This is a genomic window from Dolichospermum sp. UHCC 0406 (assembly GCF_009712025.1).
GTDB classification, from domain to species: Bacteria; Cyanobacteriota; Cyanobacteriia; order Cyanobacteriales; family Nostocaceae; genus Dolichospermum; species Dolichospermum lemmermannii.
Genome location: NZ_VILA01000010.1, coordinates 57,386 through 72,095 on the forward strand (window position 1 = coordinate 57,386; position 14,710 = coordinate 72,095).

12 protein-coding genes are annotated in these 14,710 nt (G+C 37.7%); 7 read left to right on the forward strand and 5 right to left on the reverse strand.

The annotated features are described in order from the left end of the window. Positions 1–262: 262 nt before the first annotated feature. Positions 263–985 carry a pyridoxine 5'-phosphate synthase gene (locus tag FJR09_RS08960; RefSeq protein ID WP_015079172.1) on the reverse strand — a complete coding sequence of 241 codons (723 nt, stop codon included), beginning with the start codon at positions 983–985 and terminating at the stop codon, positions 263–265. Positions 986–1,108: 123 nt separating this feature from the next. Here FJR09_RS08960 and FJR09_RS08965 point away from each other — a divergent pair, with 123 nt between their 5' ends. Next, entirely contained in the window at positions 1,109–1,771 is a 663-nt protein-coding gene (locus FJR09_RS08965) for a Uma2 family endonuclease (protein WP_168651688.1), read from the forward strand. Positions 1,772–2,079: 308 nt separating this feature from the next. Here the strand turns inward: FJR09_RS08965 and FJR09_RS08970 are convergent, their stop codons facing one another. Continuing rightward, positions 2,080–4,155 carry a substrate-binding domain-containing protein gene (locus FJR09_RS08970; RefSeq protein WP_168652654.1) on the reverse strand — a complete coding sequence of 692 codons (2,076 nt, stop codon included), beginning with the start codon at positions 4,153–4,155 and terminating at the stop codon, positions 2,080–2,082. Positions 4,156–4,293: 138 nt separating this feature from the next. Then, entirely contained in the window at positions 4,294–4,680 is a 387-nt protein-coding gene (locus tag FJR09_RS08975; RefSeq protein WP_168652653.1) for a hypothetical protein, read from the reverse strand. 187 nt (positions 4,681–4,867) lie between these two features. Between FJR09_RS08975 and FJR09_RS08980 the strand changes: the two genes are divergently transcribed. Beyond that, positions 4,868–5,671: a Uma2 family endonuclease gene (locus FJR09_RS08980; RefSeq protein WP_174783277.1), complete on the forward strand. Its 804-nt coding sequence runs from the start codon at positions 4,868–4,870 to the stop codon at positions 5,669–5,671. A 110-nt stretch (positions 5,672–5,781) separates the two neighbouring features. Here the strand turns inward: FJR09_RS08980 and FJR09_RS08985 are convergent, their stop codons facing one another. Then, positions 5,782–6,564 (reverse strand): ABC transporter permease, encoded by a 783-nt coding sequence (locus tag FJR09_RS08985; RefSeq protein ID WP_015079177.1) that lies wholly within the window; start codon positions 6,562–6,564, stop codon positions 5,782–5,784. Between the two features lie 126 nt (positions 6,565–6,690). Between FJR09_RS08985 and FJR09_RS08990 the strand changes: the two genes are divergently transcribed. After that, a complete protein-coding gene (locus tag FJR09_RS08990) occupies positions 6,691–7,293 on the forward strand; it encodes a DedA family protein (RefSeq protein WP_015079178.1) in 603 nt (200 codons plus the stop codon). A gap of 104 nt (positions 7,294–7,397) precedes the next feature. Beyond that, complete coding sequence (locus FJR09_RS08995) at positions 7,398–9,116, forward strand: ABC transporter ATP-binding protein (RefSeq protein WP_168652652.1); 1,719 nt, start codon at positions 7,398–7,400, stop codon at positions 9,114–9,116. Positions 9,117–9,767: 651 nt separating this feature from the next. On the opposite strand, the gene FJR09_RS09000 is transcribed toward FJR09_RS08995, so the two are convergent. Continuing rightward, positions 9,768–11,642 (reverse strand): bluetail domain-containing putative surface protein, encoded by a 1,875-nt coding sequence (locus FJR09_RS09000; RefSeq protein WP_015079180.1) that lies wholly within the window; start codon positions 11,640–11,642, stop codon positions 9,768–9,770. Between the two features lie 291 nt (positions 11,643–11,933). Between FJR09_RS09000 and FJR09_RS09005 the strand changes: the two genes are divergently transcribed. From FJR09_RS09005 to FJR09_RS09015, 3 genes are all read left to right on the forward strand, one after another. Next, on the forward strand, positions 11,934–12,338 hold the full coding sequence (locus tag FJR09_RS09005; RefSeq protein WP_015079181.1) for a helix-turn-helix transcriptional regulator: 405 nt from the start codon (positions 11,934–11,936) through the stop codon (positions 12,336–12,338). Between the two features lie 630 nt (positions 12,339–12,968). Next, positions 12,969–13,868 (forward strand): M48 family metallopeptidase, encoded by a 900-nt coding sequence (locus tag FJR09_RS09010; protein ID WP_015079182.1) that lies wholly within the window; start codon positions 12,969–12,971, stop codon positions 13,866–13,868. 282 nt (positions 13,869–14,150) lie between these two features. After that, entirely contained in the window at positions 14,151–14,651 is a 501-nt protein-coding gene (locus tag FJR09_RS09015; RefSeq protein ID WP_168653396.1) for a 2TM domain-containing protein, read from the forward strand. Positions 14,652–14,710 lie beyond the last annotated feature (59 nt).

Sequence of the window (14,710 nt, forward strand, 5' to 3'; positions counted from 1 at the left end):
GATGTGGGGGAGGTGGGGGAGGTGGGGGATGTGGGGGATGGAAGAACAGAAGTTTTTTCCGATCATTACCCGTCAAAATAAATTTGACGAACTACTAGTCCAAAGAGGCAAAAGGTAGGGGGAATATATTTCCCAATTACCAACTACCAACTACCAACTACCAATTACCAATCACCAATCACCAATCACCAATCACCAATCACCAATTACCAATTACCAATTACCAATTACCAATTACCAATTACCAATTACCAATCACCAATTACCAATTACCCCGCATTGCTTCTTTCATTTCTCGAACTGCTCTTTCAATACCTACTAAAGCTGCCCGACTAATGATAGTATGACCGATGTTTAGTTCTTCCATGCCTGGAAGTGCAGCAATGGGGTAAACGTTCCAGTATGTGAGTCCATGACCGGCATTCACCCGTAAACCTGCTTTAATGGCTTGTTCACAGCCTTGGGCTAATAAAGCTAGTTCTTTTTGGCGAGTTGTTTCGTCTTTGGCTTCCGCATATTGTCCTGTATGCAGTTCAATAAATTTGGCTTTTACCTTGACAGATGCCTCAATTTGTGGTGGTTCGGCATCAATAAACAAACTTACGGGAATGCCAGCATTTTGCAACTTATCAACTATCTCTCCTATTCTAGCAATTTGTCCGACAATATTTAAACCACCTTCTGTGGTTACTTCTTCCCGCTTTTCCGGTACTAAGGTAACATAATCGGGTTTGATATCTAGGGCTATGGCTAACATTTCTGCGGTTGCTGCCATTTCTAGGTTTAAGTGGGTTCTCACCGTTTCCCGCAATAGTCGCACGTCTCTATCTTGAATATGTCTTCTATCTTCGCGCAAATGGGCTGTAATGCCATCTGCACCCGCTAGTTCTGCGAGAATTGCCGCTGCTATGGGATCTGGTTCTACTGTGCGCCGTGCTTGGCGAATGGTAGCGATATGGTCAATATTTACACCGAGTGTAGGCACGCCTGGTTTCTCCTGTTCAACAATCCTTAGATGTTGATTTTAGCGAAAATACCAATTTTAGGGGTGAGTGATCGTATTATAAAGAAAGGTAACTCTCAAAAATTTGACAATCTCTGAGGCGATATGCTTTTAGAACTGCAACAAATTATTGTCAACCCTGGTCAACAAATGTTACTCAAGGATATTAGTTGGCCGCAGTTAGAAAATATTTTAGAAGAAATGGGAGAAAGGCGTGCAGCACGTATTTCTTATAGTGATGGTTGGTTAGAAATTATGGTTCCTTTACCTGAACATGAAAAAGATAAAGAGATATTTGGTGAATTAGTCAGAATTTTATTAGATAAATTAGAAATTGATTTTGAGCCTTTTGGTTCGACAACACTTAAAAATGAAAGAATGAGACAAGCTGTAGAACCGGATACGAGTTTTTATATTCAAAATCAAGCTGCTGTAATTGGCAAAAATCGCATTGATTTAAATATAGAGCCACCACCAGATTTGGCTATTGAAATTGATATTACTTCTCGGACTCGATTTGACAATTATGAGATTTTGGGAGTTCCTGAATTTTGGCGATATCAACAACAAGGTTTGGAGATTTTCTTGTTACAAGAAGGGAAATATATAAAATCTCAATCTAGTCCTAATTTTCCTAATATTCCTATTATTGAATTAGTTAATGAGTATGTACGGCAGTGTTTAACTATTGGGAGAAGTCAGGCTATGCGGAATTTTAGGAGTTGGGTTAAGGATAATTTGTATACTCAAAACGGCTTGATTGTTTGATTCTAAACGTAGGGGTTTAGCACTGCTAAACCCCTACACATCTGGGTTCTTTGTCATTTGGCAAAAGTTTAAATCTCACCCGTGTTTAGTATAATCGCTATTTAGTAAAGTTGTAAAATTAAGGAATTGGCACAAACTCGTATTTATTAGTTCCAGGTTTTTGTTGAACTTTGATTAAGAAGATGCTATTGTTTATGCGATCGCCTGATTGTGAAAACTGAATTTTTCCTGTTGCACCATCAACTGAAAAATTGTAATTGCTTAATAGATACTTTGCACGAAGATTCAGCAAAGTGAAGCATTAGCAACTATTTATTTTTGTCAAGACCTCCAGTTTCTTGAAGCTGTCTTATCATGTTTTTAGCTTGTTCTGTCTGAAGTAGATTTGCATACGCTTCACCAGCTTGCTGTGCTTCTCGACCATTTTCCTTAACCACTACATAAAAATCAACAGGGAGTGGATATTCACCACTATAAATCGCTTCTATGTTAACCTTATTACGCTTGCCAGGTCCACATTCAGCAGGTGACACGAAGTTTTGTTGTTGGTATGGATAGAAAGTTTTACCCTTATTAATAATAGGTAAAGTCTTAACTCCACACTGTGGTACTATATCTGAGATAGGTCCTACAAAGATTCCCCCAGGTTCTTTAGTGATTTCTTGGAGTCCTTCATTAGTTGTATTAACATAGTTAATATTTTTGTCATCAAAAGCTATAATTCCTAAACTTTTTCTAAACTCATTCATGCTTATAAAATTATTACCACGCTCATAAAGCTTAATTGGGATATCTGCTGGATTACCAGCCTGTCTCCAGTTGTTAATCTTTCCACTAAAGATTTCACTTACTTGGTCTTTGGTCAGAGAATTGATCTCTAATTTGGGGTTAACGGCTACTGCTACACCACTTTTAACAACCGGAATTGCTTTAAGACTAAAATACTTTTTTCCAGCTTTGTCCTTCTCTAAAGAGGAAACATCACGAGATAATAGAGCAAAATCCAGTTCACCATCTATTAACTTCTCAATACCTATTCCAGAACCTTTTACGAACTCCTTTTTTATGTTGATATCAAATTGAGGATGAGTCTTTTTAATTTCTGATTCTAACGTTGGGTATATAAAACTCCAGGAAGTGCTGCCACCGTAGTTAAATTTTCCTTTAGGTACATTGTGAACTTGTGCAAATTGGTTGGTAATTTTTATTGGAGGTAACTTACATGGAAGACATTCTTTATCCGGCTTAATATACCATGCTACCGCAAAACTAATAATTCCTAGACTCAATATTTCTATAAATTGATTACCTAGATTAAGTTTTCTTTTGTGAGAATCTTCTATTTTGGCTGTATCTTCATCTCTAAGTCCTAACACTTGCTGAAGACGTTTCAATTTAGCACGAGTTTTATCACTAACACGGAATTTACCTTTAATTGTTTGGAGAAATGCTTTCTGATATTCCTGTAAATTTTCTTTGTAGTCTTGATAAGGTTTTAAAACATCAGCCTCTATAGTCGCCGCTTCGTCAGGTGTTAGTCCCAATCTTTTTTTTTGGTTATCTAAAGTAATACGACCAAGATTATCAATCTCACCGTCCCTTACGCAATATTCAACTTCTCGACGATATTTGAGCTTGGGATCATCTATAGGTGCTTTAGCAAGCTGAATTTTATAACCTTCTTTGACAGCATATATCTCCGGTTTCATTCCTGGAGTGGCTTCTTGAACCTTACTTTTGGCGTATTCATGCAATTCATCAACGGAAATCGAACCATCTTCGTCCCGGTCTGCTGCACCAGTTTTCAGCCCCTCAACTATGTAGCGGGTGTAAGTTGAGGTATCTGCCCCTTGCAGTTCAAAGGAATATTGAGTGGAACTTGAAGAAGTCAGAACAGCTCGCCCTTCTCCACCCAATTGATTTTTGATATCTATAAAACCATCACCTTTCGCTGACAAATCTTTACCAAACGCGCCACTAAAGCAACAATCAAGAATCACTACCTCGTGTTTAGAGCGGCTATTCCTCATGACCTCATGGACAGAGGTAGCTGGTACTGTTGTTGCCCTAAGTAATACTCCCTTGTCATTTTTGCGGGTGTTACGAGCAGCAAAGTAAAGCCTACCCTCTTCATCTTTAATGCCATGACCAGAGAAAAACAGCAGCAAGAGGTCATTTTTTTGACGATTATCAAACAATATTTCGATGGCTTCTTCCATTTCTTGTCGTAGAGGATTTACCAGCACTTTGACCTCATCAAAACCGCCAATTTCTGGGTTTTCCAAAACTTGCCGCATGGCTTCAACATCTTTTGTCGCTGCTGGTAATAGATTCAGTCCAGGCTCATACTCACTAACTCCTATGAGTAGGGCTATTTTCGCCATCTCGTTATTCTTTCCTTATATTGTGTGATTTCTTAGTTATACTAAAAACGGTTGAGACATGGACTTTTATAAAATCACGAAAACCCCAGATTTGTAGGGGTTTAGCAGTGCTAAACCCCTACCCGAAGAATCAAGTAATTAAGCCGTGTTGAGTATAGCTGCGATAAATTTTTGTGCTAATTCCAGTGCTGCTGTTAGTTCTTTCTGACCATTGGCTTTCACTTTCACCTTTTTTCCGTTGACTTCAACTTCCAATTCAATACTTTTGTTACCCAAGCCGCCCAACCATGCCAACAATTTATAACAATTACTAATAGTGACCTCAGCCTGTAAAGCCCCGACCAAAAAACCACCAACAGATTTAGCTCCTTCTGGTATTTCTGTCACTTCTACAAATCCAGCACTTTCCACATCTAAGTCATTAATGTCTCGCAGCAGATTCCGTGTTTCCCGTTCCTGCTCCTCTGCATCTAAATCTGGATTGGCAAGAGTAATTGTGAATTTAACATTAGATTCTGAACTCATTTTGCACCTGTGAAGTCTTTTAAGGAGTTGACTAACTATATAATATACGCTTGTCTGTAATTTTACTGGATAAAATCGGAAATTTTGATAAATTTTAAGCAATTACCGCTATAGTCAAAGACTTTGAGAAAGCTCTGGGCAGATTATTATAGAAGTTTAGGCTTGATGAAAAAGGCGATAATCACTCATGACTACCGAAAAGAATCTAGCCATTGTGGACAGGGAAGCCCATGACTCATCCACTTATTATGTGTTTGACGATGGTGAAACCCATGACCCACCAACAGACTTAATATTTGATGATGGTGAACCCTTGGAATCATATAGACATCGGACTGGAATGAATGTCCTTATCCGATCATTGCAGCAGCTTTGGTGCGATCGCAATGATTATTTTACTGGGGGCAATATGTTTATTTATTACAGCAGCACCCAGGTTCGTAATCGTGATTTTCGCGGTCCCGATTTCTTTGCTGTTCTCAATATTGATGGTACTAACACTCGACAAGGTTGGGTGGTTTGGGACGAGAATGGTCGCTATCCTGATGTAATTGTGGAATTAATGTCACCTTCTACAGCAGCAATAGATAAAGGTATTAAAAAAGACCTTTATGAACAGACTTTTCGTACCTCGGATTATTTTGTCTATGATCCATTTAATCCTCGTTCTTTACAAGGATGGCATTTAGATGATAATCAAAAGTACCAGCCGTTAATCCCCAATGAACATGGTTGGTTATGGAGTAGACGTTTAGGTTTATGGTTGGGAACTTGGGAAGGAAGGGTAGAAAGGGAAACTGCTATTTGGGCGCGGTTTTATGATGCTGCTGGTAATCTAGTTCTATTACCAGAGGAAGCAGCTAAATCGCAAGCAGAGGCAGCTAAATCTCAAGCAGAGGCAGCTAAATCACGAGAGGAGGAGGCTAAGGCAAAAGCAGATAGGTTGGCTGCCAGATTACGAGAATTGGGTGAAAATCCAGATATCTTGTAATCGTTAGGTTTCCCAAATCCCCGACTTCTCAGGACAAATCACAATTTCTGGAGATGATGACAGCAGAAGTCGGGGATCTTAATTTTTGCCTGCTCACTCCTGCTGTATAATCAACTGGAAGCACTGGTATAAAAACGGAGGGCAAACCGCCAAAACTGAGTAGAAATAAAGAATAAGACAATTGCTAAAAATCCCGCACCTAGCCACCAGGTAAACTGAATTTGACCTAACAGAGACTGGGCTGGAACTGTAGTTAAAAAAGTTACTGGAACTATAAAGGTAAAGAAGAAGCGATAAGCCGCCGGATAGGCTGTAATTGGATATCTTCCAGCATCTAGAAACCCTCTTAATACTTCTGTGACGTTGTATATTTTAACAAACCAAATACTTGTTGCGCTGAGGATAAACCACAGGCTGTAAAGAATGACTAAACCGCAAGCCAAGGGAAAAATAGTCAGTAAGTATTTGTCAATTCCTAAGTTAAGTTTTGTACCAGCGTAGCCAATGATGAGCAAACCTAAGATTAAATCTGGTATTCCCCAGAGGGAAAGGGTATGAATAGATAACCAAAACTGACTACGAATAGGTTTTAATAATACAAAGTCTAAAGTCCCTTCTTGAACATGACGCACAATCCGATTTAAGTTGGGAGCGAGGAAGGTAGCCGAAAAGCCTTGTAATAGGGTGAAAATTCCTAAGACTACTAAAGCTGCGTCCCATGACCAGCCCGTAAAAGTGTAGCCTGTGCGGTAAAATAGGAACAAACCAAAGATACTACCTACTAAATTACCTAAGCTACTGAAAGCAGAAATGATAAAATTAATACGATATTCCATTTCTGCCGCAATGGCAGCACTCCAAAATAATCTCAACACTTTTAAATATCTTGCCATTTTTCGCCTTTACCCCAATATCTCTTGAATATAAAATAATTTTATCTAAACTTAATATTATTTGGTATTTTTATAATTTATGAACGTTAAAATGTTGAATGCAACTTCTTAAGCAAATCGGATTTTATGCACTTTAATTTACCGGAATTAATTAAATCGCTGGGTTATTTTGGAGTATGGGGAATTATCTTTGCTGAATCTGGTTTATTGATTGGGTTTTTTCTCCCTGGTGATAGTTTACTATTTACGGCTGGATTTGTTGCTTCTCAAAACTTGCTAAATATTTGGGTACTGATTTTTGGTGCGTTTTTTTGTGCTGTATTAGGTGATAATGTCGGGTATTTTACAGGGCATAAATTTGGCAGAAAATTATTTGAGAAGGATGATTCTTGGTTATTTCGTAAAAAACATATTGTGAAAACTCAAGATTTTTATGAAAAGCATGGTAAAAAAACAATTGTCTTAGCTAGATTTATGCCAATTGTGAGGACTTTTGCGCCGATTGTAGCAGGTATTGGGGCTATGCACTATCGGTCTTTTATGTCTTATAACTTAATTGGTGGTTTTGTTTGGACATTTGGAATTACTTTGTTAGGATTTTTCCTGGGAAAAACTTTGCCAGCGGAACAGTTAGATAAGTATCTTTTAGCAATAATTGGCTTAATTGTTGTTGTTTCTTTATTACCATCTGTTATTCATGTAATTAAAGAAAATAGAGCTAATAAATGATCAAATGCTTTGTTTTGATGACAGTTTACCCATCCCTATTCCCAAATATGACCAAAAGCTGGTAGCGTCAAACAAAGGAAAATATTTTTTGTGGATGTGACAACTTGAAAACACGTTCTAATTATTGGCAACTTTTACCCTATATCCGCACCCAATGGCAACCTATTGCTAAGGGTTTTGTCGGGATTTTGGGATATGTACTGGCAACTTTAACCCTGATTAATGTCGCGGGTAAGTTGGCTGTTCCCTTCGGGAATGGTAATGTATTAGCGATCGCTCAATTAGCCGGAATCAGTGCTGCTATATTTCTTGTCAGGGGCTTTTTTCAGTCTGTACAAGATTTATACATGGCTAAGGCAGCGTTAAGAATCGCTTTTTATCTCCGGCAACAGGTTTATACTCATTTACAAAAACTCAATCTCAGCTATTTTGAAACTGCTAAAGCTGGAGATTTATCTTATCGTCTCACGGAAGATGTTGACAGGGTGGGAGAAGTTATTAATAAACTTTTTCATGATTTTACTCCCTGTGTTTTGCAATTAATTGCTATTCCCATTTACATGATTTATTTAAATTGGCAACTTACCTTAGCGACGGTAATTGTTGCTCCAATTATGGGAATTTTAATTGGTTGGTTTGGGGAACGTTTACGGAAATATTCTCTCAAAAGTCAAAGTCGTATTTCTGATTTATCCGCTATTTTAACGGAAGTTTTTAGCGGGATTCGATTGATTCAAGCTTTTGCTGCGGAAAAATACGAAATAGAGCGATTTAGTCATGAAGCAGAACGCAGTTTTAAAGCTAAATATTCATTAGAAAGATTAAAGGCTATTCAAATTCCCATTGTCGGATTTTTAGAAGCTCTCAGTGCGTTATCTTTATTAATGGTAGGAACTTGGCAAATATCTCAACGCAATTTAACTGTCGGTGAATTTTTTAGTTATTTAACAGCAGCAGCTTTGTTAATTGATCCTATTGGTCATACTACTAATAACTATAATGAATTTAAACAAGGTGAGGCATCAGTTGATCGGGTTTTTGAGTTATTAGCAATTCAACCAACGGTATTAGAAAAACCAGATGCTATTACACTTCCATCTGTTAATGGTAAAGTTGAATATTGCCATATCACTTTTGCCTATAAGTCAGGAGAACCTGTATTAAATAATATTAGTTTATTAGTCATGCCAGGTCAAGCTATTGCTCTGGTTGGTGCTTCTGGGGCTGGTAAAACTACTTTTGTGAATCTATTACCTCGATTTTATGATCCTGAATTTGGGGACATTTTTATTGATGATGTAAATATTCGAGATGTGACTTTAAATAGTTTAAGAAAACAGATTGGGATTGTTCCTCAAGAAACAATTATGTTTTCGGGAACTATTGCCCAAAATATCGCTTTTGGACAAAATATTTTTGATATTAACGCAGTGGAATCAGCGGCTAAAATTGCTAATGCTGATCAATTTATTCAGCAACTACCGGAAGGTTATCATACTTGGGTAGGAGAGCGAGGTGTGAATTTATCAGGGGGACAAAGACAGCGAATTGCGATCGCTCGTGCAGTCCTGCTCAACCCGCAAATCTTGATCCTTGATGAAGCCACATCTGCCTTAGATTCCGAATCAGAAGCTTTGGTACAAGAGGCTTTGGAAAGATTAATGGAAAACCGCACGGTGTTAATTATTGCCCATAGATTGTCAACGGTGCGGAAGTGCGATCGCATTTTAGTATTGGAAAAAGGGCAAATTGTCGAGTCGGGAAATCATGAGGAATTATTAGCTTTAGAAGGGAGATATGCCCGGTATTATGCTCAACAATAAGATCCCCGACTTCTCTAAGAAGTCGGGGATCTGAAATTCTCGCAAGGGATACGAGACGCTACTGCAAACGCTATAATCCAATAATATGCTCATAGTTTAATCCCCAGCGTTCTTTCTCAGATATATCAGTTTTCGTCGCTTTATCATAAGTTAAAATTATCCTAAACTAAGAATACTTTTGATATTTATAACTTATAGTAATTTGCCTTTAGATTTTCTTAATAATTAATTGAGAATTTTTTCTATTTATCAACGAGGTTGCAATACTTTCCGCGATTTGCTATAATTTCGGAGAATTTCATAATTGGGTTACCATTGTCAATTTTTGATCTTTAAAAAGATGTTAGTCTCAAACCCTTTATTGACAGTAGTTCCAGAAATCAATCTCCCAGTCCGATACAAAACTTTACAAAATTAATAGCTATTCCTTGAACAATTTTAGCCATGAATTTGCTCAGAAATGATCTAACTTGAGAGATAGTAAAAATTTACTATTGACAATTTGACGAAAACGTGATAGTTAACCTGTCAATATTATTAATTTTAGTGTTAAATCAACATGAATTACCTTAACTTCGATATATGTAAGGGTTTAGCAGTGCTAAACCCCCACATATCGCATCAATTACAGGATGGTTTGCTGAATATCCCCTAAACAATCACAAAATTATTAACATTCAATGTTCCTGTTAATCCTGTGACTTCAATGATGGCATCATTAGCAGCATTAAACCCTGCGGTTGCGTCATTAATAGCCACAAAGGTTTTTTGCCCGAAACTGAATTGAGCAGCGTAATTTGAACCAAAGGCTGCTAATTTTGCCCCAATACCAGCAGCATCTAGAGTATTAACTGCTCCCACATCCACAAATCCAGCTAATGCCGTAGAAACACGGAACAAATCATTACCTGGAGTAGCGTTGAAATCAGTGATGACATCAAAATTAGCTAGGAGAGAATCAGTAAGATTTTGGTAGACAAATTTATCGCTGCCTAAACCACCAGTCAAGGTATCTTTACCACCCGCACCAGTGAGAACATCATTATTTGTACCACCGACGAGGAAGTCATTACCACTAGTACCTGTCAAAGTCAGACTAGAGGGATTGCCAATAGCACCATCACTATTAGCGTCTATGCCGAAATTAGTCTCTTGAGTGAAAGCCGCCGCAGAATTGAATGCGTATTGTCCTTCAGAAGAAACCCAATTCCAGTTATTATCTAAATTCCAGATATGCAGGAAGTTTCCAGAAATGTTTTTCCAAAGAACTTGATTAACGCCATTGACGGTTTCCGCTGCTAGGGTTTGCCATCCTGCGTAGACATCTTGGAAGATTTGTACTCCACCATTTTTAATAGCAGTTGGGATAGCTTGCCCCACCTGAGCAAAGAATTTGTTGGCGGTATCTTTGACTAATTTAGTGTTACCTGATGATTCAATGAGAATGTAAGGATTGCCAGCAGGACTACCAATCACACCATCACTATTAGCGTCTATGCCGAAATTAGTCTCTTGAGTGAAAGCCGCCGCAGAATTGAATGCGTATTGTCCTTCAGAAGAAACCCAATTCCAGTTATTATCTAAATTCCAGATATGCAGGAAGTTTCCAGAAATGTTTTTCCAAAGAACTTGATTAACGCCATTGACGGTTTCCGCTGCTAGGGTTTGCCATCCTGCGTAAATATTTTGGAAGATTTGTTGTCCACCATTGTTAATAGCAGTTGGGATACCTTCTCCCACTTGGGCAAAGAACTTATTGGCGGTATCTTTGACTAATTTAGTGTTACCTGATGATTCAATTGTGGTGTAAGGACTGCCAATAATACCATCACCATTGGTATCTATGCCAAAATTAGTTTCTTGAGTGAAAGCTGCCGCAGAATTTAATGCAAATTGTCCTTCAGAAGAAACACGATTCCAGTTATTATCTAAACGCCAAATATGCAGATAGTTTCCAGCAGTATTTTTCCAGAGAACTTGGTTTTCACCATTTACAGTTTCCGCTGCTAGGGTTTGCCATCCGGGGTAAATATTTTGGAAGATTTGTTGTCCACCGTTTTTGATAGCGATTGGGGTATTTGTCCCTATTTGGGTAAAGTATTTATCTGTTATATCTTTAACTAGTTTGGTGTTGCCAGTTGATTCGATAGGGGTATAAGTGGGAGATGTGATTTCAACAATGCCTCTGCGGAATTGGTTACTCGAAGAATCATTCCACTTACCAGGAGAACCAAAATTCATTTCTACATAATCTTCTCCATCCCAGCCATTATTTGGTTCACCGGGAAGCCAGTTAGTATAAGTAGATATTTCACCACTCACCCACTTGAATGTGCCTTCTGTCACCTCATCTGTTAAACCAATCCACAGCGTTTGATTAACACCAAAGGTACTGACTAACCAATCCTGCTCTGCTTGATTGTTAATGGTGACAAGATTTCCGCCTAAACTCTGTGCCTGAGCCTGAGCTTCTTGCCATGTTCCATAACTGGTTAAAGTATATTGGCTGCCATTGTAGTTAAACATTAGATGATGTTCCTTTAATAATTTGGTAGATGAAATTATCCGATTGCTATTTCCAAGCACTGCTAGTAAAACACACTAGCTCCAGTCTAACCAACCTTATACTGACTTACGTACTGAGAAGCACTGACTTATCGTGACTTATAACTTAACTTTATTAATACATAGTCCGTAGTTAAAAATATAATTCACTATGCCACATCTTTAACCGGCATAAAGATGAGAATATACGTAAGATATAATTAGACAATCCAATATATACTGATGATGTTATAAATTAACCCAGGATAAGCAATGTCAAGATCACTATGCGTTAATAATGACCACATTGACAAAGTTAAAATAGCACTCACGCACAATGGCTATCCCCACCAAAGAGCCTTGGCTAATGATACCGGATTGTCCTTAGCGACAATTAGCAACTTCCTGACTGGTAAACCTGTTAGTTATGCCAACTTTGAAGAACTATGTCGCAGATTAAATCTAGATTGGCGAGAAATTACTACCAATGTTGAAGTAATATCCACCCCCTCTCCCGCACACGCACAAATACGTAAAAAAAACCAAATCAGCTTACTGCAAAACTGGTCATCATCAGTACGTTCCTTGAGATTACTGGGTTCATCAGAAACAGCCTTTTCTCTACTGCAATCAAAACAACTGCGGGGAACAGATGAACAAAAATACCAATTATACTAAACACGGGTGAGATTTAAACTTTTGCCAAATGACAAAGAACCCAGATGTGTAGGGGTTTAGCAGTGCTAAACCCCTACGTTTAGAATCAAACAATCAAGCCGTTTTGAGTATATGCAATTTATATGGTAATAATCCTTTAAAAATAAAAACTATAATTAACTTACGAATTACGTAAAATGTGGCTAATACCCTGCGTGGTGCAGCCATAAACCTTATTCTTGTGTAAGAGGTTGTTTGAAAAGTATTATATCAAACCCGTAATCTCCAAAAACCTAACCCCCCTACCCCCCTTCCCTGCAAGGGAATGGGGGTTTTAAAGCCTCTCCCCTTGCAGGGGAGAGGTTTGGAGAGGGGTCAGTCAGTCCATACATTCAAAACTTTTCAAACATCCTCTAAGGGTAATTCATGTAGCTTGCTTCCCGCAGGTTATTACCTACAATTTGATTCTGTTTTGCGAAAGTCCTATAACTAAAAATCAAATTTCATGTTCTCAATAGCATAAATAAAGAAAAAATAGTCGGTTTTAACCGACTTTAGCTATGAGACAGGGAATTTATTCCCTGGATTTTATCTTTTTTATAAAATCTATCGAATCTATCGAATCAACCGATTTAATTAAAATTACTACCCATGACCAAAAAAATATTAACTGGACTTAGTTCAACAGCCTACGAACACCCCTTCGATAAAAAAGCCTTAGCTTCTTTACAAAGTATGCCCGGTATCTCTCCTTTGCTCAAAAAAGTCAACGAATATGGTATTGATCGTTTACTGAGATTACAAAGTATTGCTAGTGAAATCAGAGTCACACCGCGAAATTTTCCCCAATTGTATCAACCATTATTAGAAGCTTGCCAAATTCTTGATGTGACAACTATTCCTGAATTGTATTTATTTCGAGGGACAGGACATATTAGAACCTATATTATTGGCGTAGAAAAACCTATTATTGGTATCAATATTGAAGCAATGGAATGGTTAAATTATGATGAATTACTGTTTATTTTTGGATATGAAATTGCTCGCATTAAAAGTCAGCATATAATTTATCATCAAATATCAATTGTGATGCCAGCATTGAAAATGTGGTTAAGCAGTACCACATTAGGGTTAGGAGGATTGATAGCTAGTGGTGTAGAATTAGCGTTATATAATTGGGTAATGATGGCAAAGTTCACTGCTGACCGGGCTGGTTTATTAGCTTGTCAGGATATTGATGTGGCAACTACCGCACTGATGAAACTTGCAGGTTTGCCAGAAGAGTATTTAACTCCTCATGTGATCGAAGATTTCCTCGTTCAATCCCGCGAATTTGCTGCTAATAGTGTTGATAGTTTAGATCAAGTTACGAAAATATTAAGTTATTCAGATTCTAATCTTTCTTGGTTAGTTATGCGGACAGGGGAATTATTAAAATGGGTTGATTCAGGAGAATACAATCATGTACTTCAAGGAGAAAATGTCAACACTTCAAAAGGAGAAGAGGAAGGAGACGAAAAAGAAGGATGGAATTTTTTGACTTCTTGGTAATGGATATATGTATGATTAACGATTGCCTTGAATAATCTCTTATGCGTGGCTAAATTAGATTCCACAGGAGATGAATAAAAAAGTTTTCATAATAATGCTGCTTGAAAACCCGTAGGAGCGCAGCCCCTGCGCCCTTGCCTCATCTAATAAGGGCTATATATCTTTTTCCCAACCATAACTAATTGAACACCAGATTGGTTTAAATTTGCTAACCTAGAAATGGTGTAAATATTGCTGATGGTAGCGTGGTTCTCTATTAAAACTATTATTTGAGTAACAATTATGACAGCATTTAACTCTGACAGCCTGCGTTCCTACAGTCAAGATGATGTCCAGCAAATTCTGCAATTAGCGATCGCCCGTCAAGTAGACGATAATGATCAAGAATTTTCTTATCAGCAGATAGTGGAAATTGCCACAGAGTTACAAATATCACCTGATACATTGCAACAAGCGGAACGAGATTGGTTAGTCAAACAAAGCGAAGTTGAACAACGTAAAACTTTTAATCTTTATCGTCAAAGTAAATTTAAGAAACGGTTAGGAAATTACGCAATTATTAATATTTTTTTCCTAGCAATGGATGCCATTAGTGGCGGTCTTTCTTGGTCACTTTATATCTTACTAGGTTGCGGATTAGCCATATCCTTAGATATTTGGAATACTTTTCAAACCCAAGGTGAAGATTACGAAATCGCCTTTCAAAAATGGAATCGCAACCATCAAATTAAACAAACAATCAATACAGTTTTAAATAAGTGGTTTAAGGTATTTAGTCCTTAAGGCTGATATTAACTGAGTTAGACCACTACTCTTCTATTTGTCCCTGTTCAACAAGGATA

Bases quoted from the DNA above. Each gene is read 5' to 3' on its own strand.
- FJR09_RS08965 (WP_168651688.1), top strand. From the start codon at position 1,109: ATGCTTTTAGAACTGCAACAAATTATTGTCAACCCTGGTCAACAAATG.
- FJR09_RS08970 (WP_168652654.1), bottom strand. From the start codon at position 4,155: ATGGCGAAAATAGCCCTACTCATAGGAGTTAGTGAGTATGAGCCTGGA.
- FJR09_RS08975 (WP_168652653.1), bottom strand. From the start codon at position 4,680: ATGAGTTCAGAATCTAATGTTAAATTCACAATTACTCTTGCCAATCCA.
- FJR09_RS08980 (WP_174783277.1), top strand. From the start codon at position 4,868: ATGACTACCGAAAAGAATCTAGCCATTGTGGACAGGGAAGCCCATGAC.
- FJR09_RS08985 (WP_015079177.1), bottom strand. From the start codon at position 6,564: ATGGCAAGATATTTAAAAGTGTTGAGATTATTTTGGAGTGCTGCCATT.
- FJR09_RS08990 (WP_015079178.1), top strand. From the start codon at position 6,691: ATGCACTTTAATTTACCGGAATTAATTAAATCGCTGGGTTATTTTGGA.
- FJR09_RS09000 (WP_015079180.1), bottom strand. From the start codon at position 11,642: ATGTTTAACTACAATGGCAGCCAATATACTTTAACCAGTTATGGAACA.
- FJR09_RS09005 (WP_015079181.1), top strand. From the start codon at position 11,934: ATGTCAAGATCACTATGCGTTAATAATGACCACATTGACAAAGTTAAA.
- FJR09_RS09010 (WP_015079182.1), top strand. From the start codon at position 12,969: ATGACCAAAAAAATATTAACTGGACTTAGTTCAACAGCCTACGAACAC.
- FJR09_RS09015 (WP_168653396.1), top strand. From the start codon at position 14,151: ATGACAGCATTTAACTCTGACAGCCTGCGTTCCTACAGTCAAGATGAT.